Source organism: Clostridium pascui, assembly GCF_016908015.1.
GTDB lineage: Bacteria > Bacillota > Clostridia > Clostridiales > Clostridiaceae > Clostridium_AK > Clostridium_AK pascui.
On the sequence record NZ_JAFBDB010000004.1, the window covers coordinates 133,497 to 156,554 of the forward strand.

Below are 23,058 nucleotides of genomic sequence, written 5' to 3' on the forward strand. Positions count from 1 at the left end.
ATTTATTTATTATTTAATGGTAAAAGTAATCTTTAAGCTGCTTAAATAAGACATTTAAATTATGTAATTTTAAAAAGGCTGTAAATTACAGCCTTTTTAACCAACCTAAATAGGATGTTAGTTATAACTAAAGTCTCTTAGCCGCCTCATATGCGAGTGGTGACCTTTCACATTCATCATGCTTTAAAGTAACTTGATAACAAAGTTCGCTTCCTTTCATATTTTCTGAAGCATAGCATAATCCATTAGATCTTGAGTCTAAGAATGGTTGGTCTATTTGTTCAGGATCTCCTATCAATATAAGCTTCGTGCCTTCTCCAACACGAGTTATAATAGATTTCACCTGTTTAGGGGTCAGGTTTTGCGCCTCATCAATGATCATCCAATTCTTAACTATAGATCTGCCTCTTAAATATGCAACAGCTTCTGTTGTAATTATTCTTCTATCAAATAGCTCTCTTATTTTATCAGTAAGCTCACTTTCATTTTTATATCTTTCTTTTTCATTTGAATCCACTAATATCTCTAGATTGTCAAATATAGGTCTCATGAAAGGTGATATTTTTTCTTGTTCTGTCCCTGGTAAGAATCCAATCTCTTCATCCATGGTAACATTAGGTCTACAAACTAATACTCTCCTGTATTGCTTTGTTTGTTCCTCAATCACCTTATCAAGTCCTACAGCTAAGGAAAATAGTGTCTTTGCTGTACCTGCAGGTCCTTTCACTATAACTAGTGGAGCCTTATCTGCATCAGTGTATAGTGCTTCTAACATAAATCTTTGGCCTAAATTTCTTGGTACTATTCCAAGAGGGGTTTTATCTTTATAATATAATGGAACTATAGATTTTCCGTTAAATCTTCCTACAGCAGATTGTCTTGGATTTTCTAGTGAATGTATTAGTATAAACTGATTATTATAAAGACAAGGTTCAACATATTCATTTGCTTCCTTTCTATAATAAAAAACATCCTTCACATCTAGGATTTTTTTTGCATAAAAATCATCTATTTTCAATGAGGATGCATATAATTCTATTCTTCCTGTGTATTGGTTGTCATTTTCTGGAACTACTTTTTCGTGAAAATCTTCTACATCTATATTTGCAGAATCTGCCTTTATTCTTTCAAATATATCTTTTGTAATTAAACATACATCCTCTCCAGCTTCCTGCAATCCCTTACACACCTGTAATATTCTATTATCTGGTTTAGTTTTATCCCAGGTTGGAGGAATTATAGCATCCTGGTGATTCATTTCCACCCTAAGGGTTCCTCCTCCGGGAAGTACTACTCCCTTATTTAAATTTCCCTCTATTCTAAGTTTATCTAAAATTCTCGAAGCATGACGAGCATTTGCACCTAAGTCATTTTTATCTTTTTTAAATGCATCTAACTCTTCAAGAACCACTTCTGGTATAACTACATCATTCTCGCCAAAGGAAAATATTGCTCCAGGAGAATACAATATTACATTGGTGTCCAACACATAGGTTTTTTTCAAAAAGCATTCCTCCCATTACTTATTAATACATAATATGCAAGTGGAATGTAATAATTTCCTTAAACATTATTAAAATTAAAAACCCACGGAATATTCCGTGGGTTTTTAATGGCAGCTCCTAGGGGAATTGAACCCCTGACTCCACCTTGAGAGGGTGATGTCTTGACCACTTGACCAAGGAGCCAAATCTTTTCACAATTTCATTATAGTAGCAACCAAGTCTAAAATCAAGATTCTTGATTAATTTCTTTTAAGAAAGATGGTGCTTTTTTACTTCTACCATATAAGCTTCCTAGTATAGCGCCTAACGCACATGGTATTATCCATCCAAATCCTTGAGCAGACATTGGCAATTCGTTTACATAATAAGTAATATAAGGTATATTTATTTTTAAACTACTAAGAGAATTTACAAGACTTACAACTAAAGTTGCATAAACTGCACCTTTATAAATGTATGCATCTTCAATGTAATTATTAAATAAATTCATAAGTATTAAAACTATTACCACTGGATATGCAGTAACTAACACTGGTACAGCAAAATTAATTATAGTTTCCACTCCATAATTTGAAATAAATGCGCTAAATATGCATATTAAAGTAACTACTAGTTTATAGCTTAATTTACCGTTAGTAAGATTACTAAAATAATTTCCAGCTGTTGCAGTAAGTCCTATTGCAGTAGTTAAGCACGCTATGGAAATTGCCGCTCCAAAAATTATTTTACTTGAAGGTCCAAGTATATTAGATGTTACTCCTATAAGAAGAGCTGTTCGTGAAATATCCTTATCAAACATCCCACTCGCAGTAGCTCCAATATATAAAAGTCCACCATATACAATAGCTAAACATACTGCTGAAACTATACCCGACTTTATTGTTATAGAAACTTGCTCTTTTCTATTTTTATATCCTTTAACTATTAAATCTCCTACTACCATCTGAGCCATTATTATAGATCCTAAGGCATCCATAGTTTGATATCCTTCAGTAAATCCTCTTGAAAAAGGCATTACTATATCATTACTCACTGCTTCACCCATAGGAAAGAAAATACCTTTTACTATTATAATTAAAAGTGCTATAAGTAAAACTGGTGTAAGTATTGCTCCTACTTTGTCCACTACATTACTTTCATTTAATGTTAAAAAAAGTGTGATTGCAAAGAAAATTATGGATACTACTATAGGATTCGCATTCGCAAACATAGGTTGAACTCCTAATTCAAAAGTGGATGCTCCTGTTCTTGGAATACAAAATAATGGTCCAATAGACAGCATTATTATTGAACAAAGAAACTTGCCAAATTTATTTCCTACTTTATTTGTAAATTTTTCTGTGCTTCCCCCACATAAAGCCACTGCTATTATCCCTAATAACGGTAAACTTATACAGGTAAGTAAAAAGCCTATCATAGTAAATATCCACTTATCTCCTGATATAAAGCCAAGTGTTGGTGGAAATATTAAATTACCCGCCCCAAAAAACATGGAAAAAAGCGCAAATCCTGTGATAATTATATTTTTATTATCTTTTTTAATACTCATAAATAGCTCCCCCTATTTTAAAATAAAAATACCTCTCATCCAAACAAGGTACGAAAGGCATATTTCCGTTATATTGTACTCATTTCCATTAATACTCTTTTGTATTAAATTTATATTATCCAAATTTATATTATTTTATAGAAAAAACACTTATTAAGCAAATATAAAACTTTACTTAAGAAAGGCTTATTATCACTTACGTGAAATTTACTACTTTTTTCTTCTCTTTTCTACATCATTCTTAGCTATCTATGTAATCTTTTACACCTTTTAATTTTATATGTACTTAAATACTTAAAAACAAATTTATTTATAATTTAATGGTTTTAAGTGAATATGTTTTATAATTTTTAAACTCATCCTTATATTTTGATAAAATACTTAAATTTACGTCTTTTTCATATATTATTCCTAGAGCGTCTCCACTATGAGCTCCGATTATTCCATATCCATCTAATTCTTCACATATATTAAGTATAGCAGGAAGTATATCATAGGATAATCTTTTTTCATTTCTTATAATACTTTGAGTAGAACAATAAGCAATTTTTTTTATATCTCGAGACTTAATTCCATCCTTCAAAATTGGGATTAAATCATCTATATTGCTAAGAGGAGGTAATTTTTTATTATTAAATTCAATGGTATTTATTGTTCTATTTCCTTCAAATACCAATATATCAAACTCCAAATATTTTCCTAGTTCTTCAGTATACATTCCGTTTTTATAGTCAAATATACAAAGATCCTTAAATATTATGCTATCTGTAGGTTCTATGGCTATACAATTTCTAACAAGCTCTTCCTGATTAAAAGGCTTTTTAAATAATTTAATTAAGGAGTGATAAAGTGCACATAAATCTGCTGTACTACTAGCAAAACCTTTCCCTCTTGTTATAGAGGATTTAATAAGTATGTCTAGAGTATTTATATATTGCTCCTGTCCCCATTCTGCAAGTATATTATTTAAAAACTTACAGGATTTACTATATCTATTTTTAACATGTGGTGATTCACTTTCCCATACCTTTACTTCAGTGAAAAGATTTATGGGACATGAACACAGTACATCCATTCCATTATATTTTCCTTGAACTATTTCTCCAATACTACCTGGATAAATGGTTGTTGCTTCCATAATATATACTCCTTTTACTAGTCATCAATTTTAAGTTACCAAAACTTCAAAATGCGAGTTTTTAATTAATGTTAATTTTATCAACGTGAAAAAATAAATGCAAGTACACATTCCAATTTAAATTAATAATTATCAAAAAACTCCTTATGAAAACATATTCATGAATTTAATTGTGTTATCTTGACATATAATATTATAAATGTTAAACTCAATTCGGGTTATAATAAAATTAAATTTATATGGAAATACTACATAAAACACAGTCAAAATTCTGAGTTTTATATAACTTTTAGTCATATATTATGATATAATTTAATACATAAAATTTATAGGTTCCAAATGGATTAAATGGGAAAGAAGTTAAATCCTTCTGCGGTCCCGCCACTGTGAAGATGAGTATATTAACATTAGGCCACTCAATCGGGGAAGGCGTTAATATGCAATGAATCTAAGCCAGGATACCTGCCTATAAACGCAGCTCATTTAGCTTACGCGGATAAGCTAATGGTAGTCCTGTAAAAGAACTCCATTATCTTAATTAAGATAATGGTTTTTTATTTATACACATTATTCAAGGAGGAACTTTTAAATGTACATTAAGTTCAGAAAATTATCCATAATAATTTTAACTTTTGTTTTAGCATTTTCCTTTGTTGGCTGTGGAAATAATAAAAATGCCACAAAAGATAATCAAGAAAACACTACTATAGAAAAAAAAGAGAATACTAAATATCCTTTAACTATTAAAGATTCATCTGGCAGAGACATAACTATAGATAAAGAACCACAAAAGATAATATCTGTAGGTCCAAATATTACTGAAACAATATATTATCTAGGAAAAATGAATAAATTAATAGGAAGAACAGATTTCTGTGACTTTCCTAAAGAAGTAAAAGATGTTCAATCCATAGGTACACTCCAACAACCTAATATAGAAAAAATTGTGGACTTAAAACCCGATTTAGTTATAGGATCAACTCATTTCCCAAAGGAAACATTAGAAAAACTTGAAGCTTTAGGAGTAAAAGTAGTAGTTCTTTATGGGAAAGAAGATTTCGAAGGCGCTTATAACACTATTGAAAAATTAGGTGAAGTTTTAAATGCCAATCATAAAGCCTTTGAAGTAATAAACAATATGAAGAAAAAAGTTGAAGATGTTAAAGCCAAGGTTGCAGGAAAAGAAACTCCATCAGTTTACTACGTTATAGATTTTGGTCCATATGGAGATTTTACTGCTGGATCAGATACCTTCATAGATAAAATCATAACTATGGCCGGTGGTAACAATATAGCTAAGGATGCTGTTAACTGGAAATATAGTGTAGAAAAAGTATTAGAAAAAAATCCAGATGTGGTTATATGCCCTGTATATTTTGATTACAAGAAAAGACTTCAAGAAGCTAAAGGCTATAAAGATTTAGATGCTATTAAAAAAGGAAATTTATTTGAAATAGATAATAACTTGCTTGATAGACAGGGACCAAGACTAGCTGATGGACTTGAAGCCATGGCAAAAATTGTTCACCCTGAAGCGTTTAAATAGTCTTTAATTACCTAATGGGGGGATTTTAATGTCTTTAGACAAAAAAAGAATTTACTATAGAACATTACTTTTAGTGACTATAGCTATTTTACTTGTACTAATAATACTATCTAGCACTTTAGGTGTCGCTAATATAACTTTTATTCAAACTATGAAAATACTGTTATCTAAAATCCCTTTTATTGGCGCCTTTATAGATTTAAGTAATGTATCAAACACTCAGGTTCTTATTATAACAAATATAAGGCTTCCAAGGATATTTATGGCTGCACTTATAGGCGCAGGACTATCTGTGGTAGGAGCTTCATTTCAAGCTATATTTAAGAATTCTATGGCGGATCCCTATGTCCTTGGGATTTCCTCAGGTGCAGCATTTGGAGCGGCTGTTGCAATAGTTATGGGGCTTCAGGTTATTTTTTTAGGAATGAACCTTGTAACTGTATTTGCCTTTTTCGGCGCTATACTTACCACTATAATAGTCTACAGTATAGCTAAAACAGGCACAAAGATTCCAACAAATGTACTACTGCTGGCTGGAGTATCTGTGAGCTTTTTATTGTCCTCTTTAATTTCACTCATAATGATATTTAATAGAGAGCAGGTAGAACAAATAGTATTTTGGACTATGGGGAGCATTGCTTCAGCCAACTGGAAACAGGTATTATCATTACTGCCTTTTATAATACTTGGATGTATTTTAATGATTATATATGCACGTGATTTAAATATAATGCTTACAGGTGATGAGACAGCTTCAAGCCTTGGCATAGATGTGGATAAAGTTAAAAAAATATTACTTGTAATATCATCTATAATTGTAGCTGCTTGTGTTTCTGTAAGTGGAATAATAGGCTTTGTAGGTCTTATTATTCCTCATATGATAAGATTACTTGTAGGTCCAGATCATAGAACCCTTCTTCCCTTTTCAACTATAGGTGGTGCTATTTTTATGATAATGGCTGATACTTTAGCTAGAATTTTGGTACCACCTGCCGAAATTCCTGTGGGAGCCATAACTTCTATATTTGGAGCTCCTTACTTTATATATTTATTAATAAAAAATAAAAAGAAGGTGATTTAATGCCTACTGAAGATTGTTTTTCTCTTATTGTAAAAGATTTAAATTATGGATATGGAGATAAGAATATACTTCATAATATAAATTTAGAATTTACTAAAGGAAAATTTTATACTATTTTAGGACCTAATGGGTCTGGTAAGACAACACTTTTAAAAAATATATCTAGGGCCATTCCGTTAGATGATAAAAAAGTATATATAGATAACAATGATATTAACTCACTTTCAAGTAAGGAATTAGCTCAAAACTTAGCTTCTGTTCCACAAAATACAAATATAGATTTTGAATTTACAGCATTAGATATAGTTATGATGGGACGTGCTCCTTACCTTAAGAGATTTCAAAATGAACAAGAAAGAGATTTTAAAATAGTTGAAGATTCTATGAAAATGACAAATACTTGGGATCTTAAAGATAAAAATATAAATGAGCTAAGTGGAGGAGAAAGACAACGAGTTATAATAGCTAGAGCATTAGCTCAAGATACGGATATCCTTCTTTTAGACGAGCCGATATCAAATCTTGATATTCAACATCAAATTGAAATACTTGATACTGTAAAGTTTTTAAGTAAAAATATAACAGTTATAGCCATACTTCATGACCTTAACTTAGCAGCAGAATACAGTGATTCCTTAATATTATTGAAAGATGGAACTATCAAAGCTTGTGGCTCTGTTGAAGATGTATTTACAGAAAGGAACTTACAGGAAGTATATAATATGGATATGTGCCTTATAAAAAATCCAGTCACAGGAAAGCCTCATGTGCTGCCTGTAAGTAAAAGTATCGCTAAACAACATAAAGCAGCAAACAGCTAGCAATAGAAAACTCCCTAGTGAAGGGAGCTTTTTTCTTGCTATTTTTTTGCCTTTATTTGTTCCGCGATTCCATTAGCTGCAAGCATTCCCGTTTGAAGAGCTCCTTGAATCCAAGCGTGCTTTTGGGATATGTGTTCTCCTGCAAAGAAGACCCTATTATTCATTTCAGGCTGAGTAACAGCATAAGAAAACAAAATCTTATCCTTAGGCTTTGTAAGGCAAGTTCCAGACCATATATATTGAACATCAGGCCAGTATATTGAGGCATAATCTATCATATTTTCTTCTATATATCCACTAGGAAGACCATGAATCATTTCAGTTTGTTTTATAAAATCCATAATACGAAGATCTATCTTTTTATTACCAACCCTTTCAGCATCTTCTCCCCAGTTATAAGATACCTGTAATGCTCCTGGCTGATTTGGGGATGCTCCAGGTTTCAAATCCCATGCATTAAGTTGTCCTGGAACAGGTATAGAGTGATCAGATGGATAAAAAGTAGCTATTGTTTGCAAATCACTACCAGTACTTCCACCAACAATTCTTTGATTTTTATTTCCTTTCTCCCAAAACCTATCTTTAAGTAAAAAATATGTCTTTTGTCCAGCTTCATAGTTTAGCGAAGCAATAGCATGCATTTTATCTACACTGAATAAAGGAGTGATATTCATTCTTCTAAGACTTGTAAATGGTATAGCACACACTATATAATCAAAATCTTCATATTTTATGCTATTATCCTGAGTTTTTCTACATTCTAAAATTATTCCTTCCTTATCAGGATCTTTATATATTCCATCAATTGCAGTATTCATTTGAAAATTAACATTTCCAAGTTCAGCTGAACTAATTCCTGCAAAAACGCTATTCCTCTTATTCATCAATGCTTCACAAAAGGCTGAAGTTAATCTATCATTACCTTGAGGGATTCTATAAGTAAACGAAAAATCAGCGGTATACGCTTCTTGCATTACCTCTGTTAATCCAACATTAAAGAATGCTACATCAAAAGTTGATAAGTAACTTAACATAGTAATAGCATCTTCACTTAGTCCTGATCTTTCATATGCCATTTCATAGTTCAGCCAATCCATTGCTTCTATAGCTTCTGAATACTTTGGTTTCACTTCAATAATCTCTCTTCTAATTTCAGGAGGCAATGACAATACATATTTATTAAATATTCTTCCTACAAGCTGTTGCCAAGGAGTTCTTCTTTCTTCAGGAGTTAAATTAAAGGCAGGATATATATTTTCCATAACGCTAAGTCCCTCTGAGTCATTTCTAGCCCATCTCTTCCTAATATAAAACAATCCATTTACATTTCTAGTAACAAATACATCTGTATTAAGTTTAAATAAGTTAATATAATGCCATACAGTTTCATGAGAAGCTGGAATTCTCATGGCACCAAGTTCAGCTGGATATTTTCCTTCACAATCGAAGTAATGAGTATATACTCTGCCTCCAATACGGTTGGAAGCTTCAAAAATAGTAATATCACATCCTATTTTTTTTAGTTCAAATGCAGCTGCAAGACCGGCTTCTCCAGCACCTATAACTGCAACCTTAACATTTTTACCACTATTTTTAGGAGTTATAGTTGTTATATCCTTTGGTGGACTTAAGAGTTCAATTATATTTTCATAATCTTCTGGTCTCCCCCCAGCATTAAGGGTATATTTCAATTGGATATGCCTTTCTTCATCGGTAGGATTAGGTCTTTGATATGGAACTTCTGAAATATTACTCTTTCTCATAATTCTTCCTTAAAAAATTATTACTACAACTAATATATTCAAAGAATCTATAAAAGGTGTTAAAATTGTTTCAAATTAAAAGGATATTACGACGTTTTTAATGTTGAACGAGTCGTATGGAATTTCCATTTAGGAAAGCGTTCGCTACACAAAAAAAGCTCTAACATTTCTTCCTTTTAAGGCGCCTAAGCCTTCTAAACTCGCCTACAGCTCAAACAGTAGAAGGCTCTATACGGCGCCTTAAAATCAGAAATAAAGAGCTTTTAATTGCGTGCTCAATGCTTTCTACAATGCAAATCCCATACTTGTGTTCAACATTAAAAATATCGTTCAGGCTTACTAACTGAAGGAGGGAATTTCGTTTTGACCAAATCCCCTTAAATTGACACTTATCAAAGGGCTGATAAGCCCGCAAACTGATGGGTTGTAAGATATTAATAATCCTATTTCTTTATTAAGAATCTTTTATAATACTATTTTTCTTCAACTTATAAATTAAATTTTTCATTTATTTTGTATAAATTCTTCTAACCTTAAAGGCTGCCGCCCTAAAAATCTTTATGCGCTAATTCCTAAAACATCTTAGAAATTCAGTTAGCTGAATTTCCTCCTTCAGCAGTTCACACGAATAACTTTTTAATGCTCTGGAAGCATAGAATTTTCATCGTAGAAGGCATTGAATGAGCCTTAGAACAGCTTTATTTATAAATTTAAAATACCGTTAAGAGCCGCCTACTGTTTGAGCGATAGCGAGTTTAGGCGGCTTAGGGATTTTAAATTTACAAATATTAGCCGTTCTCGGCAAAATGAACGCCTTCCTAGATGAAAATTCTATACGACCCAGAGCATTAAAAACGTCGTAATATTTCTATAGTATATCAATGCCGTATTCAGCACATTTAGTTACCATTTCTTCTGGCCATATGGAAGATTGAACCTCTCCTATATGAGCCTTTCTTAAAAAGAACATACATATTCTTGATTGACCAAGACCTCCACCTATGGTATATGGAAGTTTCTTATTTAAAAGCATCTGATGGAACTCTAAGTTCTTTCTCTCTTCACATCCTGCAAGTTTAAGCTGCTCTAAAAGTGATTCTTCATCTACTCTTATCCCCATAGAAGAAAGCTCTAATGCTCTACCAAGCACTGGATTCCATAATAATATATCTCCATTTAATTCCCAATCATCATAGTCTGGAGCTCTTCCATCATGCTTTTCTCCAGATTCAAGTACTTTTCCTATTTTCATTATAAATACTGCGCCGTGTTCCTTTGCAATAGCATCTTCTCTTTCCTTTGGAGTAAACCCTGGAAATTTATCCTCTAACTCCTGAGAAGTTATAAAGGTTATTTTTTCTGGAAGTATTTTTTCTATAAATGGATACTCTCTATTAACATAGTTCTCTGTCTCGATAAATGCTTTATATATTTCTGTTACGATTTCTTGTAAGAACCCTTCATTTCTCTGTTCTTTATTTATAACCTTTTCCCAATCCCATTGATCTACATATATAGAATGAATATTATCTAAATCTTCGTCTCTACGAATAGCATTCATATCTGTATAAAGTCCTTCTCCAACCTTAAAACCATATCTATATAGCGCCATCCTCTTCCACTTGGCTAAAGAATGAACTATTTCAGCACCCGCTTCATTATCATCTCTTACTGTAAAGCTTACAGGTCTTTCTACTCCACTTAGATTATCATTTAATCCTCTATCATTTCTTACAAATAGTGGTGCTGATACTCTTATTAAATTAAGTCTTTCTGACAATGATCGCTCAAAGAAATCCTTTATTTTCTTTATAGCTATTTCTGTTTCTTTTAAATTTAAAGTTGATTTATATCCTTCTGGTATAATTAATCTTTCTTCATATTTACTCATAGTTATTTCCTCCAATTTAATTATTTAAAATTTATAGAACTGTTCTTGATCTTAAGATCCACATTATTATCTTTATAAAACTGGCCAGTTTTATATGTATTTGTATAAAACAAAAAACCTTTCATCCCTAAAAATAAGGGACGAAAGGTTATAATTCCGCGGTACCACCCTAGTTAGCTTTATAATAAGCTCAACTTTGATAAAAGTATCATAATTAATACTTTCCGGTTTTAACAGTCCGGTTCTCCGTCTAAGCCTACTTTCTAAAATTTAGATTTTGGTTAGAAACTCAGAGATGTTCTTCGGTATAAACTTCGTACTGGTCTTTCACCTTCACCAGCTCGCTTAAACTACATTTTATACTTACTCTTCTCTTCATAGTCTGTGAATTTTTATTAATGAGTCAATTATAAATATTCTATTTTATAATGTCAAGGGGGTTTTAATAATTTTTATAAAAATTATTATATTACCCCGTGAGCCATCATTGCATCTGCAACCTTTTTAAATCCTGCTATATTTGCTCCTACAACTAGGTTATCCTCTTTTCCATACTCCTTAGCTGCAGCGCTTGCATTTTCATATATGTTTATCATTATTTGTTTTAACTTTTCATCTACTTCTTCAAATGTCCAAGAAAGTCTAATACTATTTTGAGACATTTCTAATGCTGAAACTGCAACTCCGCCTGCATTAGCAGCCTTTGCTGGTCCAAATAACACATTATTTTCTAAGAAAAGTTCTGTAGCTTCAAGTGTAGAAGGCATATTAGCTCCTTCAGCTACTGCTATAACACCATTATCTATAAGTGTCTTTGCTGAACTTTCATCTATTTCATTTTGAGTTGCACATGGAAGAGCTACATCACACTTTATTGTCCATACATCAGTAGATCCTTCATGATATTCTGCATCTTTATGATAATTTAAGTACTCTTTTATTCTCTTTCTCTCAACTTCTTTTAAGCGTTTTACAATCTCAACATCTATACCATTTTTATCATAAATATATCCAGCTGAATCGCTGCAAGCTACAACTTTAGCTCCTAGTTCCTGAGCCTTTTGAATTGCATATATAGCTACATTTCCAGAACCTGAAACAACTACAGTTTTATCCTTTATAGAATTTCCTTTTTCATTCAGCATTCTTTCTACAAAATAAATTAATCCATAACCAGTAGCTTCCGTTCTTGTTAAACTTCCACCATAGTTAAGTCCTTTTCCAGTAAGAACTCCAGCATCATAGCTGTTTTTCAACTTTTTATACTGTCCAAATAAGTATCCTATTTCTCTTCCACCAACACCTATGTCCCCAGCAGGTACGTCAGTGAATTGTCCTATATGTCTATAAAGTTCTGACATAAAGCTTTGGCAAAATCTCATAACTTCTCTATCTGATTTTCCTTTAGGATCGAAGTCAGAGCCACCTTTACCTCCTCCTATTGGTAAGCCTGTAAGGGAATTTTTAAATATCTGCTCAAATCCCAAAAATTTGATAATACTTCCATTAACTGAAGGATGTAATCTAAGTCCTCCTTTATATGGTCCTATAGCACTATTGAATTGAACTCTAAATCCCCTATTTACTTGAACCTTACCGTTGTCATCTACCCATGGAACCCTAAACATTATCATTCTTTCAGGCTCAACAATTCTATCAACTACGCCTTCTGTAACATATTCAGGATGTTTTTCTAAAACTGGTACTAACGAATCTAATACTTCTTTTACTGCTTGATGAAATTCTGACTCACCAGGATTTCTTTTTTTAACTGTTTCAAAGATTTCATTTACATAACTCTGCATGTTCATTTTATAAATGCCCCCAATTCAACAACATTTTTTTGAAATATTTTTTTACACAAATTGCATATTTGTTTTTTCACTTTTTTATTTTATCAAATTATCAATGGTTTGTATAGATATATAAACTATTTTATGAAACTTTTTATTTTGTAAGTTTCAACTTCACTTTAACATGTTAAGTTGTTACTATTAAAACGAGATTTTTAAGCATCAAAATTTCTACAAATAATAGATTATAATTTCACTTGAAATTTAGATATCTGAATTTCTTCCTTCATTAGTTTAGATAATATTCTTAATGCTGAATATATAGTATGGGATCTGCATTACGGAAAGCAAAGTAAGCACTTTCCTAAATACAAATCCCATACGACGGATTCAACATCATCTTAAAATATCATAATTTTATTCTACAGAATTAAGTTTCCCCATTACAATCTCTTCTATAACCTTTATCTTTTCTTCTGCTTTTTCTAAAGTGTTTGATTTGGTATAAATGTATATTTTTATCTTAGGTTCAGTTCCTGAAGGTCTTACAGCATACCATGAGCCATCTTCAAGCATAAACTTAAGTACATTTGATTTCCCAATAATATTTTCAGTTTCTTTTCCAGTAAATAAATCATAATCCTTACCTTCATCTAAATCAGTATAAAATGCAAGTTTTGATTCTCCTATAACCTTTGGAAATTCACTTCTATAAACTTTCATCATTCTACTTATACGTTCTTGACCTTCTATTCCTTCTAATACAAGAGATATCTGCTTTTCTCTATAGTATCCAAATTCCTCATATATTTCATTTAATACGTCTATAAGAGATTTCCCTATGCTTTTATAGTAGGCTGCTGCTTCACATAAAAGCATGGCAGAGCTTACTCCATCCTTATCTCTTACAAAAGTTCCTGTAACGTACCCTATACTTTCTTCATATCCAAATATAAATTTATATATTCCTTCTTCCTCTAGCTCTCTTTCCTTGCCACAGATATTTTTGAACCCTGTTAAAGTTTCAAAAGTTCCTACGTTATATTTATTTGCTATAGCTTTTCCTAAATCTCCTGTAACTACTGACTTAATTATACAGCCATCCTTTGGTATTTTATTTTTTTCCTTCATACTTGATAATATATAATTTATTAAAATAGCGCCTGTTTGATTTCCATTAAAGTCCACATACTCATCATTTTTATCTTTCACCATTATTGCAAGTCTATCACAATCTGGATCCGTAGCTATTAAAAGCTCTGCTCCTATTTCTTTTCCTAGCTTCTCCGAATACTTAAATGCTTTTACATCTTCAGGATTTGGATACCCTACAGTTGTAAAATCTGGATCTGGATTTTCCTGTTCAGGAACTACAATTATATTTGTAAATCCTCTTTCCTTTAGCACTCTTCTGACTGGTATATTCCCAGTTCCATTCAGTGGAGTATATACTATTTTTATATCCTTATCTATTTCATCCCTAAGACTCAAAGCCTTGACATTAGCAGTATATTCATCATCTATTTCCTTTCCTAACATCTCCAACAATCCATTTTCTAGAGCTTCTTCTTCAGTAATCTTTTTTATTTCACCAAAACTTTTTATATTACTTATATGCTTCGTTATAGGATCTGCAACTTCAGAAATTATTTGAGCACCATCTTCCCAATAAACCTTATATCCATTATATTCTCTTGGATTATGACTTGCCGTTACAACTATGCCTGATATTGCATTTAATCTTCTAACCGTAAATGATAACTCCGGAGTTGGCCTCAATCCCTCAAAAAGATAAGCTTTTATGCCATTTCCAGCCAGTACTAAAGCTGCAGTTTTAGCAAATTTATCAGAAAAATGTCTGCTATCATATGCGATGGCAACTCCTCTTTTCATTGCTTGACTGCCCTGTTCTATTATAAAATTTGCAAGACCTTGAGTTGCCCTGCTTATTATATGTATATTCATCCTATTTGTACCTGCTGCAATTTTTCCCCTAAGCCCTGCAGTACCAAATTCCAAATCTGTATAAAATCTATCCTTTATCTCTTCTAAGTTTTCTTTTATTCCTCTAAGTTCTTGTTTAGTTTCTTCATCAATATATTCATCCCTTAGCCAGTTTTCATAGTTCTTCATATATTCCATATCCTAAGCTCCTTTCAAAAAAATAATATATTTATATTTTACCAAACTTTCCCTAAAAGTAAAATGGTATGACTTTTAGCCATACCATTTTATTATACCTCAATTCATTGAAATGTTTCCTATAAACTTTAGTGTATGAATAATTCATATATAGTATTTCCTACTAAAAATACTAATATTAAAAATGCAGCGATATTAAATTTTACTCTTTTTAATAACCCTGTCTTAAATGTTATATATACATAAGTTCCAAATGCTGCAACCATAAATCCTACAATAACTGCAACCATAGTTGCATTGCCCCTGTAATTTCTTGCAAAAATGGATGCAAGTGTTACAAGAGTAAATAATACGTTCAATAATTTTTGATTTCTATTTAGCATTTCTAATCTTTCTCTATTATTCATACAATCTCTCCTTATTTATTGTTCTTTTACCTGTTTATTCTTTAGTGTATTCTAAAAATATTTATTCCCATTTTTCATAAAAATATCTATTATTAAAATATTCAAAATGATAAATTTGTACAGCTAATTCTATCATATTTATATAAATAAAAAAAGCATTATATATTAAATAAGCGATGCCTTACAATTACACAGTAAAAGCATCGCTTATTATTTTATTTAACTTTCAATACCCTTACGTGCAGGTACTCCCTGAGTATAATAGTGCTTTATTTGTTTCATTTCAGTTACTAAGTCTGCTCTTTCTATTATTTCATCTTTTGCATATCTTCCAGTAAGTATAAGCTCAGTTTTTTCAGGCTTCTTATCTATTAAAGCTAAAACTTCTTCTACTGTAAATAACTCATAAAATAATGCTATATTTATTTCATCAAAAACTACTACATCATACTCTCCAGAAGTTAAAACTTCTTCTGCTCTCTTAAATCCCTTTTTAGCTTCCTCAATATCAGCTTTAGTAGGATTGCCCATTATAAATGCGTTTCTTCCAAATTGTTCCATTTCGAAGTTAGGAAGTATGTTTACTGCTTCTAATTCGCTATATTTCATTCCTTTTGTAAATTGACCAAAAAATACTTTTTTTCCTGCACATACAGCTCTTAATGAAAGTCCAAGGGCTGCTGTAGTCTTTCCTTTACCATTTCCTGTGTACACTTGAACGTAACCTTTTGTTTCCATATGTATATTCCCCTTTCCTTCATTTGAAACGTTTTCTACATGATTTATAAAAACTTTTAATTTAAAATAAACCAGCACATTTCAACTAATTTAACATGTTTTACTATTATCATAATAGCACAATTGTAAAGAAAATGCGACACTTTTAAATTAGGTTTACACTATTGATAATGATAATATCATAATACCCCATTTTTAATTTAATATTAATAAATTTAATACAGAAAATGTGATATGATATACTATACTATAGTAACTATTAAAGAAGGAGAGTATTTAAATTGTTTTTTAATAAAAATATAAAATTTAAGGACATATTAATCTTTGTGATAACAGTAGTAGTAGGATATATTATTATAAAAAATTATAATGTTTTTTTTACATTTATCACAAAATTTTCATCTATAATATCACCTTTTGTGTATGCTTTAATAATTGCATATTGCTTAAATCCATTAATGAATATTTTTGAAAAAAGACTTAAATTCAACAGAGGATCATCTATTACATTAACCTATATAACTGTGCTTAGCTTAGTAATTTTAGCATTTATTTATATTTTGCCTAATATTATAAATAGTATAATTTCCATGACTTCGGAAGTGCCTAAATATATGCAAATAGTACAAAGATGGATTAATACTGCATTACAAAATGAAAATCTATATGATTTAATAAAAGATGTAGGATTATTGGATTATTTATCTGTATTATCATCAAAATTCGGATCAACACTTATGACGATTTTAGAAGGATCTGTATCCTCTATATTTTCGGCTACTGCTAGTTTAGTAAAGGTTGTTTTAGGATTTTTGATTGCAATATACGTCCTTCTTGATAAAGAAAGACTTAAAAGAGGTGCTAAAATTTTAATTTATATGCTACTTAAGGAAGAAAGGGGTAACTGTCTTATAAGCTGGGTAAAAATTTATAATAAAATGATAGGACTTTATATAGGAACTAAAGCTATAGATTCCGCAATTATTGGGACTATTGCCTTAGTAGGCCTATTAATAATGAAAGCTCCTTACGCTGGATTATTGTCACTAATTGTAGGAGTGACAAATATGGTTCCTTATCTTGGTCCTTTAGTAGGAGAAATTATAGGACTGTTTATAGGCTTATTTGTATCCCCTATGATGGCAATTACAATGTTTTTATTTCTATTTGTTCTTCAACAGTTCGATGCTTGGTATTTAGATCCAAAATTAATTGGAGAAAGCGTTGGAGTAAAACCTTTCTTTATTATTCTTTCATTAACTATAGGCGGGGGATATTTTGGTATAATTGGAATGCTTCTAGCATCACCTACAATAGCTACTATAAAGATATACTTTGATCAGAAAGTCGCTGTATTTAAATCTCAAAATGCAAATCTTGTGAAAAAATACATAGATAATAAAGATCAAAAATCAGAGGATATAAAGAAAATTAGCGACAATAAAAATCCCAAAAATTAAGGAAATTGCTTGGCAATTTCCTTTTGTTTTAACTACATCTTAAAATTTTTGAAACCCACTTATTTCAAAGTATTACATCAAAAGTTAATTATCAAATTTCAGCTTATAAATATAGTTGACCTGTCAACTATGCTTATCTATAATTTAATTAATAAGAAAATTAGTGGGGGAAAGCATGAAAGAGAAAGTGTTGGAAAATTGGTCTCTATACTATATAGACAATCTCATGTATATATAAACTATACTCTAAAAGATTTAAATATAAGCTCTTCGGAATATATTTTTATGGTAAAGCTATATAATAATGAAGGTATTAGTCAGGAGGAATTATCATCATTACTTTTAATTGACAAAGCTGCTACTGCAAGAGCATTAAAATCTCTTGAGGCAAAAGGTTTACTAATGCGCCAAAAAAACTTAGCTGATAAAAGAGCTAATAAGGTATTTACAACTGATAAGGGAAAGTCTTATAAAGAAACTATTTATTCAGCCCTACGAGGATGGACTAAGCTTATTACTAATGATATGGATGAAAATACTATCGATATTGTACTCGATTCTCTTAAGTCCATGTCCGAAAAAGCAGGAAGTACAAACTATGCAGAATTATTTTCAAATGGGGGTGAAGTTTGTGAAAAAAACAAATAGGCTTGGAGAAGAGAAAATAACTAATTTACTTGTATCATTTTCTGTTCCAGCCATGGTGGGTATGGTTGTAAATTCTCTTTATAATATTATTGATAGAATGTATATTGGAAATGCCTCTGACCTAGGTTCCTTAGGTCTAGCAGCTATTACTATAAGCTTTCCTATAACATTGATTATAATGGCACTTGCGTCACTTTTTGGTATAGGCGGATCAACAATGTTCTCAATTAAGCTAGGTGAAGCACAGCCTGAAGAGTCCGAGAAATATTTAGGTAATGCTGTAACACTTATAATTACTTCTTCAATTATATATACAATTATAAGTCTTATATTTTTAGAACCTATATTAAAATTACTTGGTTCTAGTCCTGAGGTAATGCCTTACGCTAAAGAATATATGATGATTGTACTTTGGGGAGCAATTCTTCAGTGTCTAAGTATGGGACTTAATAATTTTATACGTGCTGATGGAAATCCTAAAATTGCAATGATAACAATGTTTTTTGGAGCTGGATTTAATATTATATTTGACCCTATTTTTATATATGGCTTCAAGTGGGGAATGACTGGAGCAGCACTAGCAACTATAGGAGGGCAGCTTTTAACAACTATATGGATTCTTTTATATTTTACAGGAAAAAGATGTTCCATTAAATTAAAATTAGATAATATGAAGCCTGAATTTCATGTTATGAAAAGAATTGTACAAACGGGTATCCCTTCCTTTTTAAGACAGTTTTGTAATGGTATATTAAATGTAACATTAAATAAAAGTCTTATTTTATACGGTGGAGATATAGCAATTTCAGGTATGGGAATAATCAATAGCATACAAACATTTATGCTTATGCCTATCTTTGGTATCAATCAAGGTGCTCAGCCAATCATCGGATATAACTTTGGAGCTAAAAAAACACATAGAGTAAAAGAAACCTTAAAATGGGCTATTACTGCGGCAACTGCTATTACCTTAATAGGCTGGCTTATTACAAGAATTTTTCCTGAAGCTTTAATCAAGATGTTTAATAGTGATAATGAATTAATTTTATTTGGTACTAATGCTCTTAAAATATGGTTCCTTTGCTTACCAGTAGTTGGATTTCAAGTAGTAGGTGCCAGCTATTTTCAAGCAGTAGGCAAAGCAAAAGCATCTACATTCCTTACTTTAATGAGACAATTGATTATTCTTATACCAGCTGTAATGATTTTACCTAAAACTTTTGGACTAAATGGCGTACTATATGCTGCTCCACTATCTGATTTACTGTCTTCAGTTATAACTGGAATATGGCTTTGGATGGAATTAAAACGGTTGAATTCTAAGAAAAAAGAAAGTTCTTTAACCTCCCAAGAGTCTGATGAAGCTTCTCCTATACAAGAACTTACCTAAAAAACCATTATAAATTCATAAAAACTCCATCAAAAGGGGGATATCTCAAAGAAATTGAAAATTTCTTTTGAAATATCCCCTTTTATAAATACTAATTAATCATTAATCATTGTTTACTTCTCACTTGCCACTTGTCACGTGGGTGGCACTAAATACAATCTCTTACATGCTGCACATAAATATCTTTATAAGCAGAATTTTCTCCTAAGCCATGAAGATATATGTTAACCTTAAATCCTTCATTTTCTAATATAACCTTCCATGAATCTTCCTCATCCCCTGCCATGTCATTTTGAGCATGATCTCCTGCCACAAGCATATATGGCATTAAAGTTACTTCTTCTATTTTCTTTTCTTTCAGCTTTGGCATTACGTGGCTAAGCTCTGGGAATCCCTCTACTGTTGCAATATATACATTTTTAACTCCCATATCATCAAGTATGTATTGAAGCATGGAATAGCATGCATTAGCATAATGTGTAGAGCCGTGTCCCATGAAAACAACTGCTTTTTTATCATCATATTCAGGAAGCTGCCCTTTTAATGCTTCTACTGCAATTCTATAATCTTCTTCACTATAAAGCACTGGTCTTCCTAAAACTATGTTTTCAAATTTATTTATACGACTAAATTTATGCACATCTCTTTTTATATCATCGTATTCTTCTCCTGGCATTATATGAAGAGGCTGTACAACGATTTCTTCGAATCCGTCATTAACCATTTTAGTTAGTGCTTCTTCTACAGTATCAATATGTATATTATCTCTTTGCTTAAGCTTTCTCATAATCATTCCTGATGTAAATGCTCTTCTTATTTCATAGCCTTCAAAAGACTCTTTTATTTTATTTTCACAAGCTTCTATATTAAGCTTTAAAGTCTCCATATAACTTGTTCCAAAACTTACTACTAATATTCCCTTTTTCATTTTATCCTCCTATATATTAAACAAAGTTAAACTTTATTTAATTTACCTATTATACTTATTTTTTTATCATTTTGTATTTCATTTAATACTTCATCATTTACTGCAGCTATTACAACACTAGAAGGTCCTGCAGTTTTATGTATATCTACTTTTATTTCTTCATTTAACGCAAGTTTCATATTATTATTTTTTGCAAGCTGCAATGCTTCATAAAGTATCCCTTTAGAACCTACTGGTACTATTTCATACACTCCATCTGAGTTAAAAAGCCTTCTTAAATCATCATAGTTTACTATATCTAAGTCTTTATCTAACCCTATTTCTGCTCCTACCTTAGGGATTCCCAGGGAAATAATTTTACAATTTTCTCTTATAGCATTGACCTTTAAATTTTTATTTTCAGCTATTCCTATAACGGTAATTCCAAGGCCTGTAGATATAGATTTAAAGTTCTCTTCTGTACTTCCTGTTAAAACTATATCAGCTATACCTGCTAATTTTAATTCTTCCTTTATTCCCTTTATTATTTCACTTCCTGTAGGTTCCATCTCATTACATACTGCATCTGTAATAGTAACAACTTCTGCTCCAGCGCACATTACTTCCATTATTGGACCTCTTGCAATTAATTTTCCTACATAAAAAGAAGGTACCTTTAAGATATCTCCCTCTTTCATTCCTATACTTCCACAGCTATCACATGCTACTACCATAGTTTTATTTTCATCTAGAGTTATTAACGTTAGATCCCTTACCTTAGCTATTTTCATATTCCTTTAAACTCCTTGGAAAAAAATTATACACAAGTATAGCTATAAGTGCATTTATCGCTGCCACTCCGGATAGTATAGGTACAAGGCTCATAATTCCAGCCTTACCCATCATAGGGAGTAAGAGTGGTGTCAAAGCTAAAAGTGCTAAAGGTCCATTTATAATAACTGCAATTATTACAGAAAGTATAATTGCAAAAACCTTATTCTTATTTAAAAAAGTCTTATACACTACAGCAAATGCTGCCATAGTTAAAGCCATTGCTGCCATAGTTATTAAATGTACTGGTAGCGTAAGAGGAAATCCACTAGTTAATGCAGTTAAAAAGTGACCTAATGCTCCTGCTATTGCTCCATATACTGGACCTAACATAATTGCAGCTAAAAATGCTGGCATTGAATCAAAGGCTATTGATCCCATGACCTTAATATTGGCTCCTATAAAACAAAGCGCTACAAATAGTGCTGTTAATACTAATTTTTTTGTCTTCATTAATAATACCTCCGATATTATAGCTCAAATTCTAATATAATAAGTTCTTCTGTTTAAGCTATAACTTCCAATTCCTTCACTACATCCTTAACATCATAAAATATTTTATCATACTTTAAAGTTTTTCTTCCTATAATAAAAGTATATATATCTTCATCTACTGCTGCTCTTATTTTTTCTTCCGTTCCACCTTCAGGCCCACTATCTTTAAGAAGTATTGCCTTTGCATTATATTCCTTTATAAAAGCTCTATTTAAATCATAGCTTATAGGTCCCTTTATAGCAATTATATTTTCTACACTAACCCCTAAATCTAAACACTCTTGAAGTACTTTTAATGAAGGGAGCACTCTATGTATTATTCTATTAGATAATCCCAACTCCAAAATTTTATTTAAATTTCTACTTCCTGTAGTGTTTAATATATTGCCTTCAATATTTTTCAAATGAGAATAAAGTTCTCCATAACTTTCTAATATTATAACCTTATCCTCATTTATAAATTTATAAGCTACACCTTTTCTTTCTAATCTTATGTATTTTATAGAAGCTAATTTACACACATTCATCAAATTTTCACTAACTTCTACTGCATAGGGATGTGATGTATCAATAACAACATTAACTTTATTTTCCTCAAACATCTTCTGCATATCCTGACTATTAAGAGGTTTATCATTTAATAACCTATATCTATATTCCTTTAAAAGCTCTCCACCATAAGATGTTGCTGTAGACACCAAAATATCATCGGTGTATTTATTCAATTCTTTAATCATTTCCCTACCTTCAGTGGTTCCAGCTATAACACAAATCACAAAAACACCACCCTTTTTTTAGTAACCAGTTTCCAGTGAGCAGTAGTCAGTCCGTAGTAAAATGCTTTGCATTTTTACTTTTATCTAGAGATTAGTGATTAATATCTCTGGCAATTAGCGATTTGAGATTAATCCACTAGTATACTGGACTACTGGCTCCTGGTCATTTGTTACTGG

At 31.2% G+C, this 23,058-nt stretch carries 19 protein-coding genes, 1 tRNA gene, 1 riboswitch and 1 other annotated feature; of the genes, 6 read left to right on the top strand and 14 right to left on the bottom strand.

Going from position 1 to position 23,058, the window contains the following annotated elements; translation table 11 throughout:
• Positions 1–127 precede the first annotated feature (127 nt).
• The 4 genes from JOC70_RS11315 to JOC70_RS11330 form a co-directional block, all read right to left on the bottom strand.
• Entirely contained in the window at positions 128–1,504 is a 1,377-nt protein-coding gene (locus JOC70_RS11315; protein WP_204598999.1) for a PhoH family protein, read from the bottom strand.
• Positions 1,505–1,613: 109 nt separating this feature from the next.
• Positions 1,614–1,688, bottom strand: a tRNA-Glu gene (locus JOC70_RS11320).
• Positions 1,689–1,731: 43 nt separating this feature from the next.
• On the bottom strand, positions 1,732–3,054 hold the full coding sequence (brnQ, locus tag JOC70_RS11325; protein WP_207755293.1) for a branched-chain amino acid transport system II carrier protein: 1,323 nt from the start codon (positions 3,052–3,054) through the stop codon (positions 1,732–1,734).
• A gap of 310 nt (positions 3,055–3,364) precedes the next feature.
• Complete coding sequence (locus tag JOC70_RS11330; RefSeq protein WP_204599000.1) at positions 3,365–4,192, bottom strand: GHMP family kinase ATP-binding protein; 828 nt, start codon at positions 4,190–4,192, stop codon at positions 3,365–3,367.
• Between the two features lie 313 nt (positions 4,193–4,505).
• A riboswitch (cobalamin riboswitch) is annotated at positions 4,506–4,676 on the top strand.
• Between the two features lie 105 nt (positions 4,677–4,781).
• Here JOC70_RS11330 and JOC70_RS11335 point away from each other — a divergent pair.
• From JOC70_RS11335 to JOC70_RS11345, 3 genes are read left to right on the top strand one after another with little or no spacing between them, the layout of a single operon-like run.
• Positions 4,782–5,738, top strand: coding sequence for an ABC transporter substrate-binding protein (locus tag JOC70_RS11335; RefSeq protein WP_204599001.1), 957 nt, complete (start codon positions 4,782–4,784; stop codon positions 5,736–5,738).
• Positions 5,739–5,766: 28 nt separating this feature from the next.
• Positions 5,767–6,819, top strand: a complete 1,053-nt coding sequence (locus JOC70_RS11340; protein WP_204599002.1) for a FecCD family ABC transporter permease — start codon at positions 5,767–5,769, stop codon at positions 6,817–6,819.
• Positions 6,819–7,640: an ABC transporter ATP-binding protein gene (locus tag JOC70_RS11345; protein ID WP_204599003.1), complete on the top strand. Its 822-nt coding sequence runs from the start codon at positions 6,819–6,821 to the stop codon at positions 7,638–7,640. Before JOC70_RS11340 ends, JOC70_RS11345 begins: the two co-directional genes overlap by 1 nt.
• Before the next feature lie 38 nt (positions 7,641–7,678).
• On the opposite strand, the gene JOC70_RS11350 is transcribed toward JOC70_RS11345, so the two are convergent.
• From JOC70_RS11350 to cobO, 6 genes are all read right to left on the bottom strand, one after another.
• On the bottom strand, positions 7,679–9,403 hold the full coding sequence (locus JOC70_RS11350; protein ID WP_204599004.1) for a flavin monoamine oxidase family protein: 1,725 nt from the start codon (positions 9,401–9,403) through the stop codon (positions 7,679–7,681).
• Between the two features lie 868 nt (positions 9,404–10,271).
• Positions 10,272–11,294, bottom strand: a complete 1,023-nt coding sequence (gene asnA, locus JOC70_RS11355) for an aspartate--ammonia ligase (protein ID WP_204599005.1) — start codon at positions 11,292–11,294, stop codon at positions 10,272–10,274.
• A 133-nt stretch (positions 11,295–11,427) separates the two neighbouring features.
• Positions 11,428–11,682: a binding site (T-box leader), on the bottom strand.
• A gap of 76 nt (positions 11,683–11,758) precedes the next feature.
• Complete coding sequence (gdhA, locus tag JOC70_RS11360) at positions 11,759–13,105, bottom strand: NADP-specific glutamate dehydrogenase (RefSeq protein ID WP_204599006.1); 1,347 nt, start codon at positions 13,103–13,105, stop codon at positions 11,759–11,761.
• 399 nt (positions 13,106–13,504) lie between these two features.
• Positions 13,505–15,229, bottom strand: coding sequence for a phospho-sugar mutase (locus JOC70_RS11365; RefSeq protein ID WP_204599007.1), 1,725 nt, complete (start codon positions 15,227–15,229; stop codon positions 13,505–13,507).
• 128 nt (positions 15,230–15,357) lie between these two features.
• Positions 15,358–15,636 (bottom strand): hypothetical protein, encoded by a 279-nt coding sequence (locus tag JOC70_RS11370; protein ID WP_204599008.1) that lies wholly within the window; start codon positions 15,634–15,636, stop codon positions 15,358–15,360.
• Between the two features lie 219 nt (positions 15,637–15,855).
• On the bottom strand, positions 15,856–16,422 hold the full coding sequence (gene cobO, locus JOC70_RS11375; RefSeq protein ID WP_341534894.1) for a cob(I)yrinic acid a,c-diamide adenosyltransferase: 567 nt from the start codon (positions 16,420–16,422) through the stop codon (positions 15,856–15,858).
• Positions 16,423–16,655: 233 nt separating this feature from the next.
• On the opposite strand from cobO, the gene JOC70_RS11380 reads away from it, so the two are divergent.
• The 3 genes from JOC70_RS11380 to JOC70_RS11390 all read left to right on the top strand — a co-directional run bounded on the left by JOC70_RS11380 (position 16,656) and on the right by JOC70_RS11390 (position 19,872).
• Positions 16,656–17,834 (top strand): AI-2E family transporter, encoded by a 1,179-nt coding sequence (locus JOC70_RS11380; RefSeq protein ID WP_204599009.1) that lies wholly within the window; start codon positions 16,656–16,658, stop codon positions 17,832–17,834.
• Positions 17,835–17,963: 129 nt separating this feature from the next.
• Entirely contained in the window at positions 17,964–18,482 is a 519-nt protein-coding gene (locus tag JOC70_RS11385; protein WP_204599010.1) for a MarR family winged helix-turn-helix transcriptional regulator, read from the top strand.
• Complete coding sequence (locus tag JOC70_RS11390; protein ID WP_204599011.1) at positions 18,466–19,872, top strand: MATE family efflux transporter; 1,407 nt, start codon at positions 18,466–18,468, stop codon at positions 19,870–19,872. Before JOC70_RS11385 ends, JOC70_RS11390 begins: the two co-directional genes overlap by 17 nt.
• Positions 19,873–20,020: 148 nt before the next feature.
• Here JOC70_RS11390 and JOC70_RS11395 read toward each other — a convergent pair whose 3' ends face one another.
• The 4 genes from JOC70_RS11395 to JOC70_RS11410 are packed head-to-tail and all read right to left on the bottom strand — an operon-like array spanning position 20,021 to position 22,881.
• On the bottom strand, positions 20,021–20,800 hold the full coding sequence (locus JOC70_RS11395) for a sirohydrochlorin cobaltochelatase (RefSeq protein WP_204599012.1): 780 nt from the start codon (positions 20,798–20,800) through the stop codon (positions 20,021–20,023).
• 26 nt (positions 20,801–20,826) lie between these two features.
• Positions 20,827–21,570: an AIR synthase related protein gene (locus tag JOC70_RS11400; RefSeq protein WP_204599013.1), complete on the bottom strand. Its 744-nt coding sequence runs from the start codon at positions 21,568–21,570 to the stop codon at positions 20,827–20,829.
• The gene (locus tag JOC70_RS11405; protein WP_204599014.1) at positions 21,557–22,063 is read right to left on the bottom strand and encodes an ECF transporter S component; all 507 of its coding nucleotides are present in this window, start codon (positions 22,061–22,063) and stop codon (positions 21,557–21,559) included. Before JOC70_RS11405 ends, JOC70_RS11400 begins: the two co-directional genes overlap by 14 nt.
• Before the next feature lie 53 nt (positions 22,064–22,116).
• Entirely contained in the window at positions 22,117–22,881 is a 765-nt protein-coding gene (locus JOC70_RS11410; RefSeq protein WP_204599015.1) for a cobalt-precorrin-6A reductase, read from the bottom strand.
• Between the last annotated feature and the right edge of the window lie 177 nt (positions 22,882–23,058).

Excerpts from the sequence above, each read along its gene's own strand:
- brnQ (WP_207755293.1), bottom strand. The coding sequence starts at position 3,054 with ATGAGTATTAAAAAAGATAATAAAAATATAATTATCACAGGATTTGCG.
- JOC70_RS11330 (WP_204599000.1), bottom strand. The coding sequence starts at position 4,192 with ATGGAAGCAACAACCATTTATCCAGGTAGTATTGGAGAAATAGTTCAA.
- JOC70_RS11335 (WP_204599001.1), top strand. The coding sequence starts at position 4,782 with ATGTACATTAAGTTCAGAAAATTATCCATAATAATTTTAACTTTTGTT.
- JOC70_RS11340 (WP_204599002.1), top strand. The coding sequence starts at position 5,767 with ATGTCTTTAGACAAAAAAAGAATTTACTATAGAACATTACTTTTAGTG.
- JOC70_RS11345 (WP_204599003.1), top strand. The coding sequence starts at position 6,819 with ATGCCTACTGAAGATTGTTTTTCTCTTATTGTAAAAGATTTAAATTAT.
- JOC70_RS11350 (WP_204599004.1), bottom strand. The coding sequence starts at position 9,403 with ATGAGAAAGAGTAATATTTCAGAAGTTCCATATCAAAGACCTAATCCT.
- asnA (WP_204599005.1), bottom strand. The coding sequence starts at position 11,294 with ATGAGTAAATATGAAGAAAGATTAATTATACCAGAAGGATATAAATCA.
- gdhA (WP_204599006.1), bottom strand. The coding sequence starts at position 13,105 with ATGAACATGCAGAGTTATGTAAATGAAATCTTTGAAACAGTTAAAAAA.
- JOC70_RS11365 (WP_204599007.1), bottom strand. The coding sequence starts at position 15,229 with ATGGAATATATGAAGAACTATGAAAACTGGCTAAGGGATGAATATATT.
- JOC70_RS11370 (WP_204599008.1), bottom strand. The coding sequence starts at position 15,636 with ATGAATAATAGAGAAAGATTAGAAATGCTAAATAGAAATCAAAAATTA.
- JOC70_RS11385 (WP_204599010.1), top strand. The coding sequence starts at position 17,964 with ATGCTTATCTATAATTTAATTAATAAGAAAATTAGTGGGGGAAAGCAT.
- JOC70_RS11395 (WP_204599012.1), bottom strand. The coding sequence starts at position 20,800 with ATGAAAAAGGGAATATTAGTAGTAAGTTTTGGAACAAGTTATATGGAG.
- JOC70_RS11400 (WP_204599013.1), bottom strand. The coding sequence starts at position 21,570 with ATGAAAATAGCTAAGGTAAGGGATCTAACGTTAATAACTCTAGATGAA.
- JOC70_RS11405 (WP_204599014.1), bottom strand. The coding sequence starts at position 22,063 with ATGAAGACAAAAAAATTAGTATTAACAGCACTATTTGTAGCGCTTTGT.